Origin of the sequence: Bradyrhizobium jicamae (assembly GCF_001440395.1) — a bacterium.
In the GTDB taxonomy this organism is placed as follows: domain Bacteria; phylum Pseudomonadota; class Alphaproteobacteria; order Rhizobiales; family Xanthobacteraceae; genus Bradyrhizobium; species Bradyrhizobium jicamae.
In genome coordinates this window covers 55,143-72,817 of sequence record NZ_LLXZ01000227.1, presented here as the reverse complement: position 1 = coordinate 72,817, position 17,675 = coordinate 55,143, and the positions used below count along the sequence as shown (strand labels likewise).

Below are 17,675 nucleotides of genomic sequence, written 5' to 3'. Positions count from 1 at the left end.
CGCCGGCAGCCCCCGCGACCGCGGGCAACGCGGCGCCCGCGCCGGCCGCTTCGCCTTCACCGGCACCCAGCCCCGCACCTGCCCCGCCGGCGAAATAACCGTCCGGCATTCAGGAAACGTTCAGCGGAACGATCCTATTTTTTCGACGTTTCGATTGGTAACGCCCTTAAAAAGTCATGGGCGCCATACCAGTTGTGAATTCGTGCGGCAGGATTATCCTAATGATGCCGCTATGTCGGTCGAGCCTAGGGGACAGGTTCGCTTTCCATAAATCTCAGCCCCGTATGGTTTAGCCGCCGATGCGTGCCGTCGTCGCCGTTCTGCTGTTTGTCACCGCAGCTCACGCCGGGTTGTGGGGCCTGTTCCAGCAAAAGCTGCCCGCCCCCGATTTCCGCGGCATCCTGCCGAGCGTTTCCTATGCGCCGTTCGAAGGCAGCGCGCATCCCGACGTCGACAATCTGCCGCAGGTCGAGAAGATTCGCGCCGACCTGAAGAAACTCTCGACGATGACGCGTGCGATCCGTCTCTATTCGTCGACCGGTGGCGTCGAGCTGGTTCCGCCGATCGCTGCGGAGTTCGGTTTGAAAGTCACGCTCGGCGCCTGGGTCGACAAGAACGCCGACCGCAATGAGCGCGAGATCGACGCCGCCATCAATCTTGCCAAGCGCAACAGCAATGTCATCGGCATCGTCGTCGGCAACGAAACGGTGTTTCGCGGCGAGCAGAAGGTCGAGGACCTGATCGCCCTGATCAAGCGGGTGAAGAAGTCGGTCAACGTTCCCGTCACCACAGGTGAAATCTGGAACATCTGGCGCGACAATCCGGAACTCGGCTCCTCCGTCGATTTCGTCGCCGCCCACGTGCTGCCCTACTGGGAAAACTTCACCGACAAGCAGGCGGTCGATCAGGCCGTTTATCTCTACGGGCTGCTGCGCGAAAAATTCCCGGGCAAACGCATCGTCATCGCCGAATTCGGCTGGCCCAGCGCCGGCTACAATTTGCGGAACGCTGAGCCCGGCCCGTTCGAGCAGGCCGCGGTGCTGCGCAACTTCGTCACCCGTGCCGAAGCCATGGGCATGGAATACAACATCGTCGAAGCGATCGATCAGCCCTGGAAGTTCTTCGAAGGCGGCGTCGGCCCTTACTGGGGCATTCTCGATGCCAACCGCGAACCGAAATTCGCCTGGACCGGACCGATCGTAAACGAGAACTACTGGAAGCTCGCGGCGATTGCGCTGCTCGTCGGCATCCTGATGTCGCTGCCGATCCTGCGACTGGAGCGGCCGACCGTCATGCAGGCGCTGGTGCTCTCGGTGGCCGCCAACGGCGTCGGCGCCTGGGCCGCCACCGTCTTTGCCTTTTGGGCCGGACATTATTTCGTGTTCGGCTCGGCGTTCGCGCTGACGCTCGGCCTGATCCTCTTGGTGCCGCTGATCCTGATCGCGATGGCGCGGATCGACGAGATCGCAGCCGTTGCCTTTGGCATCGGCCCGCGCCGGCTGATCACCAAGAGCGCGCCGCTGGCGCCCGCCACCATCGGCGAGAACCTCGCCTTCCCGAAGGTGTCGATCCATATCCCCGCGTATTTCGAACCGGTCGAGATGCTGAAGCAGACGCTGGATGCGGTGTCGCGGCTCGACTACCCGAATTTCGAATGCGTCTGCATCATCAACAACACGCCCGATCCGGAATTCTGGCGGCCGATCCAGGACCACTGCCGCGCGCTCGGCGAACGCTTCAAGTTCATCAACGCCGAGAAGGTGCAGGGTTTCAAGGCCGGCGCGCTTCGCATCGCCATGGACCGCACCGCGGCGGACGCCGAGATCATCGGCATCATCGACGCCGACTATGTCGTGCATCCGGACTGGCTGAAGGATCTCGTGCCGGTGTTTGCCGACCCGCGCGTCGGCCTGGTGCAGGCGCCGCAGGAGCATCGCGACGGCGATCTCTCGCTGATGCACTACATCATGAACGGCGAATATGCCGGATTCTTCGACATCGGCATGGTCCAGCGCAACGAGTTCAACTCGATCATCGTGCACGGCACGATGTGCCTTATCCGCCGCTCCGCGATGGACATGGCCGGCGGCTGGTCCAGCGACACCATCTGCGAGGACACCGATCTCGGCCTGACCATCCAGCAGCAGGGCTGGCTGACGCACTACACCAACGTCCGCTATGGCGAGGGCCTGCTGCCTGACACCTATGAAGCCTTCAAGAAGCAGCGTCACCGCTGGGCCTATGGCGGCTTCCAGATCGTCAAGAAGCACTGGCGACGCTTCCTGCCCGGCGGCAGCCGGCTGACGCCGGACCAGCGCCGCGAGTTCTCGCTGGGCTGGCTGAACTGGCTTGGAGCCGAAAGCCTCGGCGTGGTGGTGGCGATCCTCAACCTGATCTGGGTGCCGATCGTGGCGTTTGCCGACATCGCCATCCCCGACAAGATCCTGACGCTGCCGATCATCGCCTCCTTCATCGTCTCGCTGGTGCATTTCATCGCGCTCTATCGCCTGCGGGTGAAGATCAAGGCCGGCCAGATGCTGGGCGCGATGATCGCGGCGATGAGCGTGCAGTGGACGGTGTCGCGCGCTGTCGCCCAGGGTCTGATCACCGAGCATCTCGCCTTCGCCCGCACCTCCAAGGGCGGGCTGTCGCGGATGTCGATCGAATTCCAGGCGTTCTGGGAAGCCGTGATCGGCGTGCTGCTGCTGATCGGCGCCGCCGTGCTGGTTGTCACCAACGGCTACAAGGAAGTGCGCGAGATCTATATCTTCGCCGGCGTCCTGGTGCTGCAGAGCCTGCCGTTCCTGGCGGCGGTTTCGATCGCGGTGCTGGAAAACTCCCGCATCAATTCCTTCGCCTTCTGGCGCAACAGCGCGGTGCGGACGGCGGAACTGATCGGGCTTCGCCCGGTGAGCCTGCCGCGGGTCTCCAGCCAGTCCCAGCCGGTCGCCTCCGAAGTCCGCCGCGAGGTCAATTGACGCGGTAGATTGATTGGCCGGGGATAGTTGAAGAAGCTGAACTAAGCTTTAGCTATTCAAGGAGAAATACGGTCAAGCGATCCACGAATTTGTCGCGCCGACGCTATTGACCCGCAAGGGCTCGCCCCCTACACAGCGCGGCAAGTGAGCGCGTAGCTCAGGCGGTAGAGCACGTGACTTTTAATCATGGGGTCGAGGGTTCGAGTCCCTCCGCGCTCACCAATGCACTTTTTGATATTGTGACGCCTCTGGCGAGGCGCTCGTCAGAAAAGGTCTTGAGAAGGCTGGAGTAGAGATCGACCGAGTGAGTTAAAGCTCGCCAGCGTGAACCGGCAGGCTTTGATTTTCGTAGCAATCAAAGTTTTCAGATGCCGCGAGCCGGCACGCACCGTTATTTATTAGTCTTCGGCCTCGCCGCTTCTCCAGCTCTCTCAGCTTACCAAGCATCGTAGGCGGCCGTTCCGGGTCTCGGAGGCGCATTGGCCGGCAGTCCACCCATCCATGACGGCATGTCAGCGACCGGATTGCTGCCGCTGGTCGCGCATCCTGCGATCAGGTTGGCAATGGCAAACAGAAGGATGAGGATGGGCTTCATCGTCGCTCCCCGGTGGCTGGCCCGGCGCGCGACAATTCCGGACGACACACGCCGGGCCATGCCACTGCCGGTCACCCCCGGAATGGCAAGTCAGGCTTACGAATGGGCACTGTGATTCCGTTTGATTCAGATCAACGCAGGGCCCCGAACGAGGTCAACGATCAACCCATGGCGCGGACCGACGGGACGTTTGCATTGTCCATTGCCGCCGCGCTGGCCCTGGCGGTCGGCGCGATCAGCATCCTGTTTGCCGCGACCGGCGCCAACGCCATGCCAATCGCGCCATCCGTGGCGCCAACGTCAAGCGTGGAACAGGTCGGCTGGGTCTGCAACCCCTGGGGACGTTGCTGGTGGCAGCCGAACTCCTATCGTCGCTATGGGTACTATCGTCGACATCGATTTGACGACGATGACTGGCCTCGCCGCCACGGCTATGGTCCATCTTATTGGGGCCCCGGTTACAGTTGGGGCAACGGTCACCGCGGTTAGTGAGCCGTCGGCATGGCCGGCGGCTCCCCCAGATCGACCGATCAGCGTGCGAGGGTGGCGTGACCAGCAGCTTGGATTTCGGGCTAGACGCTCGACTCGATAGCGTGGTCGACACCAATTGGCACGCCGGTGCGAGCGGAAATGATCACGGCAATGCCCTGCCCCGCTGCCCTGGTAAACCTCGTCCGACCAGCAGTGCTAGGCCGCGCTGCCACGCGCGCGCCAAGCGTCTAAGACCTCGCCGCGCCATTTGGGTCTCGGTGAAATAGCCAAATGAGCATGCGAGTCCAGGCCGGGCTTCCTCGCAATGCCTACTGGAACCCCTCGTTTTCGTGCCCGTTACACCTCCCTGAAAAGTCCAAGGAGAACTCCCCATGATGAAAGTCGCTTTTGTCGTTGCGGCAGCGATGGTGACGACGGTCCCGCTCAACACTCCGGTCAGGGCCCAAGGCGTCAAGATGGCCCAAATCGATATGCAGACCGGCCGGCACTACGAAGACCGCGACGACCGCGACTATAGGGACCGCCGGCGTTATGACTCCAACGCCACCGTTGGTGTCGGTCCAGGCGGTGTCACCATCGGCCCACGACAGCGCTGCCGCACGGTGACTACCCAGGTTGAACGGGACGACGGCCGCATGATTACGCGCAGGGAACGCCGCTGCGACTAACGGCGCGCAATGAAGCCCGCCAGCCGGCGGTAGTTGCATCGAATGCCAGCCTAACTCTCAAAGCTATAAATGATGAGCGTAGGTTGAACGCTCACATCATTTCCTATCGCGCGGCGGCAACACCTCCGCTGTTTCTATCGTGGAACAGAAAACCGGACTCCTCATGCATCCGTGTTTGGATCAGTTTCTAGAAGCCGGAGCCGGCGGTTCGTCGTTTCACCACATTGGAATATTGCCCGGCTAAAGCCGCAGTGCGCCAATGCCTGCGGCTATTTAATTAGCCCTGAGCGAGGCGCGCCGATGTCCGCCCGGGTTTCCACGGTAAGCCGGAATATCCGTTGCCGCCGGTCTGAACAGGCCTAGCATGGCCGGCAGGTCGCGCAGAAAAGCCATCGTCCCACACACACCTGCGTACTGCGCGATTAAGGGGCCGCCTCGCTCTGCCCGCGGGCGGTCCCGCCCATTTTGAAACGCTACTCCCTCCCCTCAGGTGCCGTACAGATACGGACTGGCCGCGCCCCAGTCTGCCGATGGCCATAGCTTCCGCCCTGGGCAACCCTTGCAATTAGCTCGTCCCTGCTCTCCGGACTGGCGCAATGTCAAACTCGCCGAACAAGCCAGAACTGCCGCCGAATACCGCTATTGGGAACAGGTTTCAGTCAAGGGAGTTGGCTTGGCGCAGGGATGGCAACGGCAAACGGGTGGACGCCATGACGACACTGGAAGCTATTTGGCTTGGGGCGATGCTAGCCTGGACGCCAGGACTCTTGGCACTTGCAGTGTTGCTCTGGGAAGAACCGCTAGACGAAGCGGACCTGAGAGGCCGTTTTCCTCGAGCGGGTGGCCGCGCGCCGCTACCAGGGAAGAAACCCGCTTCTTATGAACATCCCCGACCAAGTTGCGATTTGGGAATGGCTAGCAGGCGCTATCCCAGACGGGTCGTCGGCGGACGCACGCGATTCCGCTTGATGACCCATCCCAGGGGACTTCACGCACTGCCTGCCCGATCGCGGTGATGCAACTGCGGTTTCCAAAGGTCCCGAGCGGACCGTCCGCCGCGTCGACAACCGCGGACTACTCTATCTCCTCAAACTCCCGAACATCCCAAAGCGAAACTGCCAGGATGATGAGCCCTGGCGTCCATGCGAGCATGGCGCCTAATGCTATAGCCTGCAAAGTGGTCATGGATCGGTCCCCAAATCCTATCAACCAGCGAACGACTCAGCGTTTCGACTTCGACCGGCGCATGACAAGACCAAGGCTTTTATGCGATGTGAACAGCCCCTAGCGCAGCGACCTTTCCGGTTGCGATCATGTGCAATGCAGAACAATCGGTACATGCGGCGCGTTTCCTCCCAAGACTTGGGCCGCAAACGCCGGCGGCCCTTTCTTCGAGCGGAGCTGTCGTGGGGTCAGCCGGTGCCGTAAGGCTTGTTGAGGAAGTAGTCGCGGTTGCCCAGCGCCTTCTCGGCGTATTGGTCGATCGCGACGATGATCGCCTGGACGTGCTGATAGCAATAGCCCTCGCGCGCGGCGCGCTGGCGCACTTCGGCGAGCGCTTGCAGCCATGGCGAGTTGTCAGCCGCCTTCTCGTCGTACCATTTCAGCGGTTCGGGCATCACCAACTCCGGCCACCGAGCACGCGCCCTTTCGTCGGGCCGCCGCGTTCTTTCTTGAGCCGGTCCCGCTCGGTGCACAGCCTTTCGATCTTCGCCAGCATTCGCCCGAGCAAGAGTTCAGCGGCCGCAGTTGCGATGCCGGCGCGCTGAAGCTGCAGGATCTCTTTGCGCTGTCTTCCGACCTGGGTGCGCATGTGCTCGATCTCGGCTCGGTAGAAGTCGATGTCGGGCATGCTATATCCCCCTGAACTGCCAACTTTTCCCGATAAGAACAAAACTAGAACATTTAAGCAAGCCGCTAGTGATGGTGGTGTCTCAGAGCACCGCCCCAACAATTTGAAAGAAGTCATTCCCTTGCCCTGGTCGACCTCGTTTGAGGACCCAATACCGCTGCCCGGGGGCGGACAACTGCTCACGCTGAAAGATGCCGGCGAGTACATCCAGTCGTTGCCAAAGGCGGTGCAGGAAACCGAGCCGTGGCAGACCGCCACGGAGGCCCTGCTGCTGGTCATCAATCAGAACGGACCCGCGATGTTCGCGCGAATTGGGATGATGAAAGCGCTGTATCCGCCGGCTGAGCAGGTGTTCAGCGAGAACCGCAAGAAAACCCATTGGGGCAAGCGCAAGCTGAAGAGAGACCAATGACCGTTTTTGTCTGCGTCAACGCGAGCAAGCAGGTCGACCACCCCGAACACATCAAGGTCTTCGCCAATCAGGACGCCGCGGAGAAGTGGTTCGAGGAGAACGATCCGAAAGGCGTTGCCTTGAATACCCAGTCCTCGAATGAACGAGGGCGCCAAGTGACGGCGCACTCTACGCTGGCGATCCTGGGTTTGCTCGGTCTCGATGGCCAGGTGCGGAGAATCCATTTAAGCATCGCACCGCCTTTCTGCCCGGACTGACCCGGGCGGCTACTGCCCGATCTAATCAGGGCGTTCGAAACCAGCGCGAACCGGCGAACACGGGATCTCTCGACCCCGTGAACTGACTTCACCGCCTCGGTTCCGAAGAAACGATCCCGCAGTCATTTTCTTTTTGAGTGAAGACGGCCGGAAACAATCTCCTGTCAATGTGCGAATGCGACGAGCTCAAGAGGCGCTTTGCTTCTCGGCGCGTTTCCTCCCAAGACTTGGGCCGCCGAACGCCGGCGGCCCTTTTTTTGAGCGGAGCTGAAGGAGGCTTTGATGCGCATTCTGGCCTTGACGATACTGGCGATCGGGACCGTCTTAATACGGCCGGCGGCCGCCCAGATGTACGATCCGGCTTACCCGGTTTGCCTGCGGGTATATGGCCCGGCCACCTATTACGAATGCAGCTACACGTCGCTGCCTCAATGCAACGCGTCGGCATCGGGCCGCTCGGCACAGTGCGTCATCAATCCATATTTCGGGGGCGCGCAGGAGTCCGCGGGTTATCGGCGGCATCCCCGGGTCTACTAGAGGTTGGCCGCAGGACCGCATACGCCGAGCCGGTGCTGCGGCGGATCGTCGACGTCCGCCCCAAGACCGCGGTCGCTGATCGCATTGGAACTGAACATCTCCTAAATTCTCCGTTCAGCGGCCGTTGCGTCCGGGAACGTTACCATCCTTTTTCGGAGAAACCGCGCGCGGCTTTGCCGCGTTTAGTTCCTACAAACCTAATGGGAGACGAAAATGCCTTTGATCAGCGGAGCAGCTGCGGTCCTCGCTCTCCAGCTCGGGATGCCCGCAGTCCAGCACGATCAGAACGAAGTGCCAGTGGTTCAGGTTCGTGGTGGTTCGTGCGGCCACGGCTATGACGTCGATATTCATGGCCGCTGCTATCCCAACGGCGTTATCCCGCCGCAATACCAAGCAGCGCGCCAGGGCTACGCCTACTATCCGTCGCGTCGATACTACAGGGAAGAGTACCCGCCACGGCGCCGCCACTACTATCGCGACTATTGAGGCTTATGGGCCTTGGTTTGGACGATTGCTTTGTAAATCTCGGCGTAGAGCTTTGATCAAAAAGGCCCGCCAGTATCTCTCGCGCGCGGCGCGCTGGCGCGCACTTCGGCCAGCGCGTCGATCCATGGCGAGTTGTCCGTCTTGTCGCCATACCATTTGAGCGGCTCCGGCATCACCAACTCCGGCCACCGAGCACGCGCCGCTTCGTCGGACCGCCCCACTCTTTCTCCAGCCGGGCTCGCTCCGCGCATAGCCCCTCGATCTTCGCCAGCATTCTTCCGAGCAAGAGCTCACCGCTGCTGTCGCGATACCCGTGCTCAAGCAGGTCGGCGACGCTGCGCACATCAAGGTCTTCACCACTGCGGACGCCGCAGAAAAATGGCTTGAGGAAAACGACGCCGAAGGCGTAGCCTTTGAGTATGAGGTCCTGGCGTGAGTGCTGAAGGAGGCTCTGATGCGCATTCTGACCTTGGCAATTTTGGCGATCGGAATGGTCTCAATAGGGCCGGCGGCCTCGCAGACTTACGATCCGGCTTTTCCGGTTTGTCTGCGCTTGTACGACCGGACCATCTATTACGAATGCAGCTACACGTCGCTGCCTCAATGCAACGCGTCGGCATCCGGTCGCTCGGCGCAGTGCGTCATCAATCCCTATTTCGCGAGCGCGCAAGAGCGCGGGTTATCGGCGGCATCGCCGCGTCTACTAAGGTAACCGCATTGATCGCAGGACCGCCCACGCGCAATGCTCGTGAATCCCTGTAGTGGTGATTGTCTGGCAGGTGTTGGAGCGATCACGAACTTGGTACCGGCCCTTGTTCGTCGAGTGCGCGCGACCGAGGCGCCGCGTCACGTCCTTGTAATCAAAGCGTCACGAACCCGCGACAGACTTAACTAGCCGGCATTTCAGGAGCCGGCCAGGGAAATGCCACTGCCGCCGAGCGAAGATATTCCGCTCTGGCCAGCCTGTGGCCTTAAGCAAGGGAATTAACCCACTCGTCAAAGGACGATGATGATGATTGATCAACAATTGGCTCGCTTGCGAACGCATCACCGTAATATTCAACGTTATCGCAACCTACTGCAGACCAGCCTGACAGAGCTTGAGCGCGAGTTTGTCGAAAAGCGACTGACTGAAGAGCAATCAAATCTGGAGTGCTTGGCATCACTCATTCCCTTGCGTCCTGTCTCGCGCTGAAAGGGGCAGCCGTGATTGTAGAAAACAAACAATCTCAATCTACGAAAAGCCCGGCAAAATGCCGGGCTGATTGCGAATATGCTTCCAATTTAGCAATGGCGGGATTTAACCACACGACGTTCTCGTTGTCGGTTCGCTTGTCGACTCCACGGGAGAAATCGGCAAGGCATTTTAGGAACTGGCTTCGTTTATAGGAGTCGAATCCATCGCTCCCGGGGGATCTGTGGAGACGAACCGGGAGAAAGTGGCGGCCCCAGCTATCGCAGCGGCTGGGGCCGTTCGAGCGGGCGATTACGAAGAGGCTGCCAGCGTGAACCGGCGGGCATGAAAAAGCCGCCGCTGGGGCCGTGTCAGCGACGGCTCTACTCCCGCGGTGTTACGACCTCCGCGATTGATCGAATTCTAGGCGGTCCGGGTTAAGGATACGTTGGCGGCCACCTGAGGGTGCCCTTATTGTACCCCAAGCTCGTTGATCGCCAGGGCAGAAATGGCCGCAGGAACGCGCACACCAGCTTTGCCCGATCTCAATTATCTTTTTGGCGATCATCGTCGCCTGCGATATCGCGCTGCGGCTGGTGAACACCGCTCTGCTTTCCGCCGGACACCGAACCGGCGTGATCGCTCCCGGCCGGGCTCGTCTATAAGGCGTGATCTGGCGTCCGCCGGCGTCAGACTAGTGCTGCTCTATCGTCTTCCACGAGGTGTCTGGCGCTTCCTGAGCGGCAGGTACGATCAAACGAGGTGAGTGAATGTTGTCCGGCTCCCCTCGCCTGTTGACCCACCAGCGGCTTCTCAAGATCAGGCTTTCGACGAGGTAGCAATATTCGCTGGATCGCTCGACGCCGGCCGGCGGATCGATCACTCGGGCTGCGGTGCCGGGAAAGCCGAGCCGGTACAGCTTTCCGATTTTCAGACCGTCTGTTGGGTACATCGCTCAGTCTCCACCGCTGTCGCGAATCGTCATGCGATACCCAACCGATTTGGGTCCACGGATGGTTAACAATGAACTAATGGATGGTTGAAGCTGCGGGTGGGAGCAGCGACGATTACCGGATGGATATTGTCAGTCTTGGGATCGCTGCGGGCCTTTACATCGCGGCAAGGCTGGCTTTGCGGTTCTTTCCCGCTCGATACCTGACGCATGGGCGCCCGGATAGACGCCAAGACTCACCCGCCAGAACTCGGGGGAAGCCTCCGGCAGTGCAAAGGTGGCCCGACGCACGACGCTTCCGGACGACACGCGCCGGGCCTCCGCCACCCCGGGTCACTCCCCTTAAATGGCGCATTCAGGCTGGGTCTGATTCTTGGCAAAATTGGGCGCGATGGAGCGCTCCCGGAAAATCACCTTCGGAGAAATGCGCGAATCCGGCGTGCTCGGTATCGTCGTCTTCTGCGGCGACTATCGCTGTAGCACTCAACCACCCTCGCCGCCGACCGCTGGCCCGATCAGGCAAGGCTGTTCGACGTCGAGCCGCAGTTCGTCTGCAATATCTGTGGCAAGCGCGGCGCCGACGTCAGGCCAGACGGAGCAGCGGATCGGCGCGCTACGAGTTAAAATACGGCCCCAGCGGGGATTGGAAAGGGGGGCAGACTGGGGCCGTAAGTAAGGGATATGCGTCCGTGCCGAGAAACAAAACTGAGTTCGGCACATCCCTTGATAACAGATGGCGCCGATCTTGCGCTTGCGCTTTAGGGCGTCCGACAGGATCTTTCGGGGTACCGTTCCTGAGCCTTAGACCCTGAGCCTTGGGCAATGATGATCCTCGGTTTCGCTGGTGTGGGCTTCATGGCCTACCGTTGTCGCAAACCCGCATCTGCGCTTACGGTAGCCTGATCCAATCAGAATCCAGCGACCGCCTTCGGACGGTCATTCTATTTGCGGTTCCAGAATTAACCTCCGCGGCGAACATCAAGCTTAACGCGGGAGTTTCGTTGCGGCCGGCAGAAACAGGTTTAGCGTGGCCATAGGTCGCGCAGATGGCAAGAGTTGCCCCCGCCTGTGTACTGCGCGATTAGGGGCCGCCTCGCCCTCGGGGCGGCCCCGCCCCCATTTGGCATGGGCATTGCTACTTGCCCTGCGACTGAGATTTCAGAGCCAGTCTGAGACATGGCGCCGCCGGGACAATGCATTTCGAGCCCGGCGGCGTATCTTTTTGAGACTTGCCGAAAACAAACGGCCAGGCGGGCGTTACACCGCGTGGCCCAGCTGCATCACGAAGTTGCCGAACGCCGAGCACGCCGCGCCGGAATGACGGGCCGCCATGGAGGCGCTAGTCCTCGTCGCAGAGAAAAGCGGCCGACGATGTTGGCCCGGATCGGCGTCATACTAGTCTGCGAAATTGGTCGCAGCAGGCGCACCGCGGTGTCGAACTCATCGCGCGCAAATCCCGTTCTTTCAAGCTTGGAGGCGCAGTTGCCTGATTTAATGCGCAACTGATGCGGCAGGAGCCAAAAACCCGGCGGCCATTTACGACCGCCGGGCGATAGGCAAATACAACTTGACCTCGAAAGCCGTCATTAAATTGGGAAAAAGCGGTAACGTCTGCCCAAAAGTGAACAGAAGAAATCGATTATTAAAGCGATACCCGGCGTAAACAGACCCAAGCAACAACCCCCTGCGTCGCCGAGGCCGCAGCTCCAGGACTGATGGCGTCGCGATCGGTAAGGTTGACTGGTTAGGTTAAATTGCGAGTTCGGTTGCCGCGCTTCAAGAGTCTGCCTAGTGGTCAGCCACCGGACAATTTCCCAAGTCGTCCGGGCCCACACAGCAAAGCCGTCGGGCGATCATACTCTGCCTGGCGGCTTTGTCTTAAGGATGATCGGTGCGCCACCAATGGCTGAAAGTGAATTACGTCGTCGCCGTCGTGATCGCGATGATTGGCTGGCTTTTTCTCATCGTCTGGATCGTGAGGCAGTTCATTTGATCGGCCGCAACAGGTACGCCGCGAACAACAAAGGCGGCCCCCACAAAGCCAGCAAGCCGTAAATCACGAGCTCCACAACGTCCATGCTCATCCCCAATGACATGTCGTTGCCCAAGCTTTGCCCAGATTCGCGCTCGGCAAAAGCGAAACAATTTGTGCGCTGCACTCTGAGGCCGGTGCGCTGGTTGCCCGGCCTCACATTCGGGTGAAGGGATCATGGCCGGTCACAACACGTTGGAGCGATGCTAGATGCATACGCGGTCCAAACGATATGTCAGGCGCCAGCGCGGACGGCAGAAGGCGGCCGACCGTCGCGCTCGTGCCAAATATGGGCCATCGACGCGATCCGAAAATCGCCTGGCCTTCCAGGTCGCCGCCGGGCTGAAGAAGCGCTGGCCGAACGTCCTCCCCTTCTCCATTCAGCTCCGCTAGCTCGCCAACCGCAGCGTCCGAGATCGCTCGACCGCGGCCTGAAACAAACGGCTGTGTTCCTCGTTGTTAATGAAACAGGGACGCGGGCATGCAATTTTTCTTCAATCTGATCTGGAACCAATCACGCGGCAGATTCCTCGCGGCAATGGGCAAGCGGGAGGTCAAGCAATGATCGAACTCTCAGCAGGAATCCTCGCGTTGGTCAGCATCGGAATCTTCGCTGCCCACGCACTGGATGCTTACCACACCGACTAGCGCGCCAGCGTAGCGCGACGTACAGGCGAAACCTCGCCGTAAGCGCCGCAGTGACACCGGATCAGGCGTCCGCTGCCTCGCGGTGATCCCTGTCCAATGAGGGTCCGTCGATATCGGCGAGACGCGAGCGTGGCTTTAGATATAATCCCAGCTGATGGGCCTTGAAGGCCCCCCCGCCCACGCTCCGATCCATCTTTTCCGCAATTGCCTGGGCTGAATATTCCTGAGCAAGGGCCCTGAGATCTCTAATATCCTCGGCACTCCAGCGCTTGGCCATCCTGATCCCTCCATGCTCCCGCGATTTAAATCGGGAAAAAACGGAAAGTTCCGTGGGCGCTACGATTAAACCAAGTATTGCTGCGGCTACCTCACCGAAAGGCAATCGCAAGACAAGGCCGCCTCCGGGCGGCCTTGTCTTTTCATCCCAGGCTCCCCTGCCGCAGGACGTCGCCTTGCATAACGTCCAATTTTCGTCGCCGTCTTTCCGACAGCTCACACAACATCGATATGGAATCGTACAATCCGCCGTAGCCGTAAGATCGGCTGCCGGGGAGCCGGTGTTCATCGGAGGGAAATGAAAGATGTTCGCAAGCATTGCCGGCATAGCCCTCGCGCTCCAATTGGGCGCACCTGCGCACCCGCAATACGAAAGCGCCCCGTTAGCCCAGGAAATCCGTTACCGGCGTAACGGCCGTCCGCCGCCATGCGGCGACGGCTACGATCTCGATGAGCGCGACGGCAAGTGCTACCCGAACGGAATGGTGCCGCCGCGATATCAGTCGGGTCGGTATTATCCGCTGGAGTACGGCGGCGGCCGGCGGCCGATCCCGTGCGGCCATCGCGCAGACCGCGATATTCGCGACGGGCTCTGCTATCGGACCGGCACGGTGCCACGGCAGTATCAGGCAGGCCGCAAAGGTTATCACACTCGACGAAACGGCTATTACGAGATGCGCTAGCGCGGCGAACCAAGCCGCCTCGATTCGCCGAACCGCGACCAGCCGTTGGTGACGTTGCGGATTTGACTTCCAATATCTGAAATGCGTTCATCGGATATTCAGAGCGTGTTTTGATATATTTGCATGGCGGCACAGCGCCCTTGATCGCGATCGGCAACCGGTCAGCGTATCGTAGGAACGCCAGCCGCCATTGGATTGATCGAAGACCGACCCCATGATTGTCAGCATTGCCGCCGCTGCACTGGCCGCTCAGTTGAGCGTGGCGCCTGAAAGCGTGGCAACCCCTGTCATGCCTCAAACGGTGCAATACGGTGTACCCGTTCGTCCGCCGCCATGCGGCCATGGCTGGGATCTGAGCGCGCGCGACGGCATGTGCTATCCGAACGGTTATCTGCCGCCGCAGGACCAGGCCGCACGGCAATATCGTTACTATGGCGGCGGCTACGGCGGCGGCCGCTACTCCGTTCCATGCGGCCATGGCACGGATCGGGATAGCCGCGACGGTCGATGCTATCCGACCGGAACGGTCCCGCCGCAGTTTCAGTCAGGCCGCCAGCAGTATTACGACGATGACGGATATTATGACCGTCCCCGCCGCTATTACCGATACTGAACTTTCCTGACCGGCTGACGCCGGCAGCTCTACGGCCGGCGCAGCTGCGCAAGAGCTTCGGCGACCACCGCGACGAGTGAAGCCATGGTGTACGGCTTCGGCAGCCATCCGAGCGGCGCATAGGGCTCGGCGCGCCCGCGCGTGTGCACATCGTCATGTGCGGTCGCAAAGATGCAGCGAATGGCGAAGTCCTGATACAATTGGCGCGCGGCATCGATGCCGTCACGACTGCTGGCGAGGCGAATGTCCATCACGGCAAGCGAAGGCTGCGCCTCACCGGCCAGCGCGACGGCTTCCTCCGCCGTCGTGGCCGGACCCACCACTTGAAAGCCGGCCGTGGTGAGCGCGACTTCGGTCTGCATCGCGATCAGAAAATCATCTTCGACGACGAGAACGCGCGGGGGGCCTTGCCCGGCTTCCATCCGCCGCGTCTCCTCGGCCGGCGGCGCGTTCCGGTCCGGCTCGGACGATGGCGCAAAATGCGCTGCGCTGTGCGGATGCGTCATTGGTGACCGCACTAAATTTTTGCCGCAGGAAAATCGAGGCAGGCCCGCGACGGATTTTTCGTGACGTGAAGCGTTCCATGTAGCTGGCGCGCGAGGCCGAGCACGAGCTGGATCCCGGACGAGGTTTTGCGGACGGCTTCCAGGTCGAACCCCTCGCCGTCATCCTCGACGCAGAGCGCCAGCCGTCCGTCCTGGCCGGTCAGGCTGACCCGGACGCCCTGCCTCGCGTGATCCGTGATGCCGTGCTTGACCGCATTCGTCAGCAGCTCGTTCAGTATCAGCGCGAGCGGCATCGCCACGTCGTTGGAAAGCACACCGCGTGCCGCGCCGCACTCAATCCGCACGTCCGCCGGCAGCAATTGCCGGATGGTCTCGCAGACCGCCGGCAGAAATTCTTCAGCCGTGACGCGGCTGGCATCGCTTCGGCCGTACTGCACGCGCTGTGCCGCCGCCATGGCCGCGATCCGCGCACTGGCTTCGTTAAGCACTTTCCGCGCTTCGTCGCTTTGCGCGGTCCTTGCCGCGGAGAACAGCAACGCCTGCAGCATCTGTATGTTGTTCTTGGTGCGATGGTTGAGTTCATCGAGCAGCAGCCGTTGCTGGGTCTCCGCCTGCCGCCGCTCGCTGATGTCGACCAGCATGTTGATGGCGCCGGTGACGTTGCCTGAGGAGTCCCGCAGCGGCGTCGGGAACGGAATGAAGGGCACCCGCGTGCCGTCCGGCCGCTCGGCGACAGCTTCGGCGCCGCGCACAGCGCGTCCCTCTTTCAGCGCAACCGCCATCGGACACGCATCGTGCGGCAGCGGCGTGCCATCCGGCATGAACAGCTTCCACGTGACACACCACTCGTCGCTGCCGAGCGTGGGGGTACGGCCGGAGAATTCGACCGCCGCCTGGTTGAAATAGGTGATCTTTCCCTGCGCGTCGGTCGTGTAGATCGCGGCCGGAATCGCCGCGAGCAATTCGGTGAGCCGTCGTTCGCTCTCCCGGAGCCTGCGTTCGGCCTCCTTGCGACCGGTGATGTCGCGGGCGATCTTCGATGCGCCAACAATCATTCCTGCGCTGTCGCGCACCGGCGAGACGGTCAGCGAAATGTCCAGCAGGCGGCCGTTTTTGCGCCGGCGGACGGTCTCGTAATGGTGGATGCGCTGGCCGCGCCGTATCCGCGCCAGGATGCCGGGCTCCTCGTCCTCGCGCCCCGGCGGAAACAGAAGCGTCACGGGCTGGCCGATAGCCTCGGCGGCGGTATAGCCGAACAGCCGCTCGGCGCCTGGATTCCAGGTCCGGATGATCCCATCGAGATCCTTGCTGATAATCGCATCGTCGGAGGATTCCACGATGGATACGAGTTGCTGCGCGCGCTCCTCGGCGGCGCACCGCGCGTGTTCCGCCCTCAGTCTGGCGATGCCGAAGCCGAGTTGCCGCGCGAGCGTCAGCGCGACGTCGATCTCCGGTCCGGTGAACTGCTGTGGCCTGTCGTAATAGGCCATGAATTTTCCGGCGAGCCGGCCGCCGATCAGGATCGGAATGAAGGCAACGGCTGCGATCTTTTCTCGCGCTACCGTTTCCTTGAGCGTGTCCGGAAGAGCGGAAGCTGCAACATCCTCGAAATAGACCGGACGCGGATTGGCTTCATCCCTGCCCCATGGCGAATGGCCTTCGACGGCCTGCCGGTACTCGTCCGACAAGCCCCGCCATCCGACGAAGCGCATCACGTCGCTGTCGTCGAACAGCAGGATGGAGGCGCGCTCGCAGGCAAGCGCGGCGAGGATGGCGTCGAGGCCGGCGTCGTAAACCTGCGGGAGCGATGTGGCGTATTGGAGCCTTTCGGAGAACTGGAACAGCGCCGCCTGCTCTTCGCTTCGCCGCGCCAGCGCCTGTTCGGCTGCCTTGCGCAGACCGATGTCATTTTGAACGCGCACCGCGTAAAGGAAATTGCCCGAGGGATCGCGGACGCTGGTAGACGTGACCTCCGCCCACAAATACGAGCCGTCCTTGCGGGCGAAACGCTTTTCGATGGTGTAGCGATCGATTTCTCCCGCAACCTGTCGCCTGAACTGCGCCAGATCCTGCACGACGTCCTCAGGCGAGGTCTCGTCAAAAATAGAGCGGCCGAACATGTCGGCCGCTTCGCGTCCTACCAGTTCGCAGGCCTTCTGGTTGACGCGCCTGATACGTCCGGCCTGGTCGATCTCGATGATGCCCACACCCACATGTTCGTAGGTGACACCCAGCCTTTCTTCATGCCCGGACGACCATTCCCCCGCGGGCGCGCGGGCGACGTCAGTCGAGGCGGACCGGCCTGGCTTCGAGAGAGTCTTGGCCGTCCGTTGCTGGATGTTCATTCCCGCCATCCCTGCCTTTAGGGGCAAACCTGCCTCACGCGATACTTGGCTTCGGCACATGCAGGAATCAGCACGCATGACCGCTGAACTTAACTTTGGACAAGTTCGAAAAGAGAAAATTGTTCCCCGCCATGGCCGGCCACCGAGGCCGTCCGTGGCAGGCGCACGT

At 61.3% G+C, this 17,675-nt stretch carries 20 protein-coding genes, 1 tRNA gene and 3 pseudogenes; 16 read left to right on the top strand and 8 right to left on the bottom strand.

Going from position 1 to position 17,675, the window contains the following annotated elements; all coding sequences use genetic code 11:
• Window positions 1-299 precede the first annotated feature (299 nt).
• Together CQ12_RS40485 and CQ12_RS40480 are read left to right on the top strand one after the other, a co-directional pair.
• A complete protein-coding gene (locus tag CQ12_RS40485) occupies window positions 300-2,978 on the top strand; it encodes a glycosyltransferase (RefSeq protein WP_057840809.1) in 2,679 nt (892 codons plus the stop codon).
• 146 nt (window positions 2,979-3,124) lie between these two features.
• Window positions 3,125-3,200, top strand: a tRNA-Lys gene (locus tag CQ12_RS40480).
• A 214-nt stretch (window positions 3,201-3,414) separates the two neighbouring features.
• Here CQ12_RS40480 and CQ12_RS44755 read toward each other — a convergent pair.
• On the bottom strand, window positions 3,415-3,573 hold the full coding sequence (locus tag CQ12_RS44755) for a hypothetical protein (RefSeq protein WP_157088791.1): 159 nt from the start codon (window positions 3,571-3,573) through the stop codon (window positions 3,415-3,417).
• A gap of 168 nt (window positions 3,574-3,741) precedes the next feature.
• Between CQ12_RS44755 and CQ12_RS43170 the strand changes: the two genes are divergently transcribed.
• Window positions 3,742-4,062: a hypothetical protein gene (locus CQ12_RS43170; RefSeq protein WP_083519708.1), complete on the top strand. Its 321-nt coding sequence runs from the start codon at window positions 3,742-3,744 to the stop codon at window positions 4,060-4,062.
• A 374-nt stretch (window positions 4,063-4,436) separates the two neighbouring features.
• Complete coding sequence (locus tag CQ12_RS40475) at window positions 4,437-4,733, top strand: hypothetical protein (protein ID WP_057840808.1); 297 nt, start codon at window positions 4,437-4,439, stop codon at window positions 4,731-4,733.
• Between the two features lie 1,412 nt (window positions 4,734-6,145).
• Here the strand turns inward: CQ12_RS40475 and CQ12_RS40470 are convergent.
• On the bottom strand, window positions 6,146-6,352 hold the full coding sequence (locus tag CQ12_RS40470) for a hypothetical protein (protein ID WP_057840807.1): 207 nt from the start codon (window positions 6,350-6,352) through the stop codon (window positions 6,146-6,148).
• On the bottom strand, window positions 6,352-6,585 hold the full coding sequence (locus CQ12_RS40465) for a hypothetical protein (RefSeq protein ID WP_057840806.1): 234 nt from the start codon (window positions 6,583-6,585) through the stop codon (window positions 6,352-6,354). Before CQ12_RS40465 ends, CQ12_RS40470 begins: the two co-directional genes overlap by 1 nt.
• Here CQ12_RS40465 and CQ12_RS40460 point away from each other — a divergent pair.
• From CQ12_RS40460 to CQ12_RS43165, 7 genes are all read left to right on the top strand, one after another.
• On the top strand, window positions 6,575-6,997 hold the full coding sequence (locus CQ12_RS40460) for a hypothetical protein (protein ID WP_245310357.1): 423 nt from the start codon (window positions 6,575-6,577) through the stop codon (window positions 6,995-6,997). The two genes, CQ12_RS40465 and CQ12_RS40460, sit on opposite strands and share 11 nt — an antisense overlap.
• The gene (locus tag CQ12_RS40455; RefSeq protein ID WP_057840804.1) at window positions 6,994-7,254 is read left to right on the top strand and encodes a hypothetical protein; all 261 of its coding nucleotides are present in this window, start codon (window positions 6,994-6,996) and stop codon (window positions 7,252-7,254) included. The genes CQ12_RS40460 and CQ12_RS40455 overlap by 4 nt, the downstream gene beginning before the upstream one ends.
• 282 nt (window positions 7,255-7,536) lie before the next feature.
• Entirely contained in the window at window positions 7,537-7,791 is a 255-nt protein-coding gene (locus CQ12_RS40450; RefSeq protein ID WP_057840803.1) for a DUF3551 domain-containing protein, read from the top strand.
• A 213-nt stretch (window positions 7,792-8,004) separates the two neighbouring features.
• A complete protein-coding gene (locus tag CQ12_RS44750; protein ID WP_157088790.1) occupies window positions 8,005-8,277 on the top strand; it encodes a hypothetical protein in 273 nt (90 codons plus the stop codon).
• Window positions 8,278-8,590: 313 nt separating this feature from the next.
• Window positions 8,591-8,713, top strand: coding sequence for a hypothetical protein (locus CQ12_RS47345; RefSeq protein ID WP_283807443.1), 123 nt, complete (start codon window positions 8,591-8,593; stop codon window positions 8,711-8,713).
• Window positions 8,714-8,731: 18 nt separating this feature from the next.
• The gene (locus CQ12_RS40445) at window positions 8,732-8,989 is read left to right on the top strand and encodes a DUF3551 domain-containing protein (protein ID WP_057840815.1); all 258 of its coding nucleotides are present in this window, start codon (window positions 8,732-8,734) and stop codon (window positions 8,987-8,989) included.
• A 300-nt stretch (window positions 8,990-9,289) separates the two neighbouring features.
• Window positions 9,290-9,472 carry a hypothetical protein gene (locus CQ12_RS43165; RefSeq protein WP_083519707.1) on the top strand — a complete coding sequence of 61 codons (183 nt, stop codon included), beginning with the start codon at window positions 9,290-9,292 and terminating at the stop codon, window positions 9,470-9,472.
• A gap of 673 nt (window positions 9,473-10,145) precedes the next feature.
• Here CQ12_RS43165 and CQ12_RS40440 read toward each other — a convergent pair.
• Complete coding sequence (locus CQ12_RS40440) at window positions 10,146-10,403, bottom strand: hypothetical protein (protein ID WP_057840802.1); 258 nt, start codon at window positions 10,401-10,403, stop codon at window positions 10,146-10,148.
• Between the two features lie 804 nt (window positions 10,404-11,207).
• On the opposite strand from CQ12_RS40440, the pseudogene CQ12_RS47890 reads away from it, so the two are divergent.
• The 5 genes and pseudogenes from CQ12_RS47890 to CQ12_RS40420 form a co-directional block, all read left to right on the top strand.
• Window positions 11,208-11,306: pseudogene (locus tag CQ12_RS47890) on the top strand (choice-of-anchor K domain-containing PEP-CTERM protein); the annotation flags it as partial.
• Between the two features lie 999 nt (window positions 11,307-12,305).
• Window positions 12,306-12,458 (top strand): hypothetical protein, encoded by a 153-nt coding sequence (locus CQ12_RS44745; RefSeq protein WP_157088789.1) that lies wholly within the window; start codon window positions 12,306-12,308, stop codon window positions 12,456-12,458.
• Between the two features lie 187 nt (window positions 12,459-12,645).
• Complete coding sequence (locus tag CQ12_RS40435; RefSeq protein ID WP_057840801.1) at window positions 12,646-12,828, top strand: hypothetical protein; 183 nt, start codon at window positions 12,646-12,648, stop codon at window positions 12,826-12,828.
• Between the two features lie 836 nt (window positions 12,829-13,664).
• A complete protein-coding gene (locus CQ12_RS40425) occupies window positions 13,665-14,042 on the top strand; it encodes a hypothetical protein (protein WP_057840799.1) in 378 nt (125 codons plus the stop codon).
• Window positions 14,043-14,256: 214 nt separating this feature from the next.
• Window positions 14,257-14,655: a hypothetical protein gene (locus CQ12_RS40420; protein ID WP_057840798.1), complete on the top strand. Its 399-nt coding sequence runs from the start codon at window positions 14,257-14,259 to the stop codon at window positions 14,653-14,655.
• A gap of 29 nt (window positions 14,656-14,684) precedes the next feature.
• Here CQ12_RS40420 and CQ12_RS40415 read toward each other — a convergent pair whose 3' ends face one another.
• From CQ12_RS40415 to CQ12_RS47875, 4 genes and pseudogenes are all read right to left on the bottom strand, one after another.
• The gene (locus tag CQ12_RS40415; protein WP_083519704.1) at window positions 14,685-15,161 is read right to left on the bottom strand and encodes a response regulator; all 477 of its coding nucleotides are present in this window, start codon (window positions 15,159-15,161) and stop codon (window positions 14,685-14,687) included.
• Between the two features lie 11 nt (window positions 15,162-15,172).
• Window positions 15,173-15,709 carry a sensor histidine kinase gene (locus CQ12_RS47885; protein ID WP_430642309.1) on the bottom strand — a complete coding sequence of 179 codons (537 nt, stop codon included), beginning with the start codon at window positions 15,707-15,709 and terminating at the stop codon, window positions 15,173-15,175.
• A gap of 42 nt (window positions 15,710-15,751) precedes the next feature.
• Window positions 15,752-16,528 (bottom strand): annotated as a pseudogene (locus CQ12_RS47880) (PAS domain-containing protein); the annotation flags it as partial.
• A gap of 48 nt (window positions 16,529-16,576) precedes the next feature.
• A pseudogene (locus tag CQ12_RS47875) lies at window positions 16,577-17,506 on the bottom strand (PAS domain S-box protein); the annotation flags it as partial.
• Window positions 17,507-17,675 lie beyond the last annotated feature (169 nt).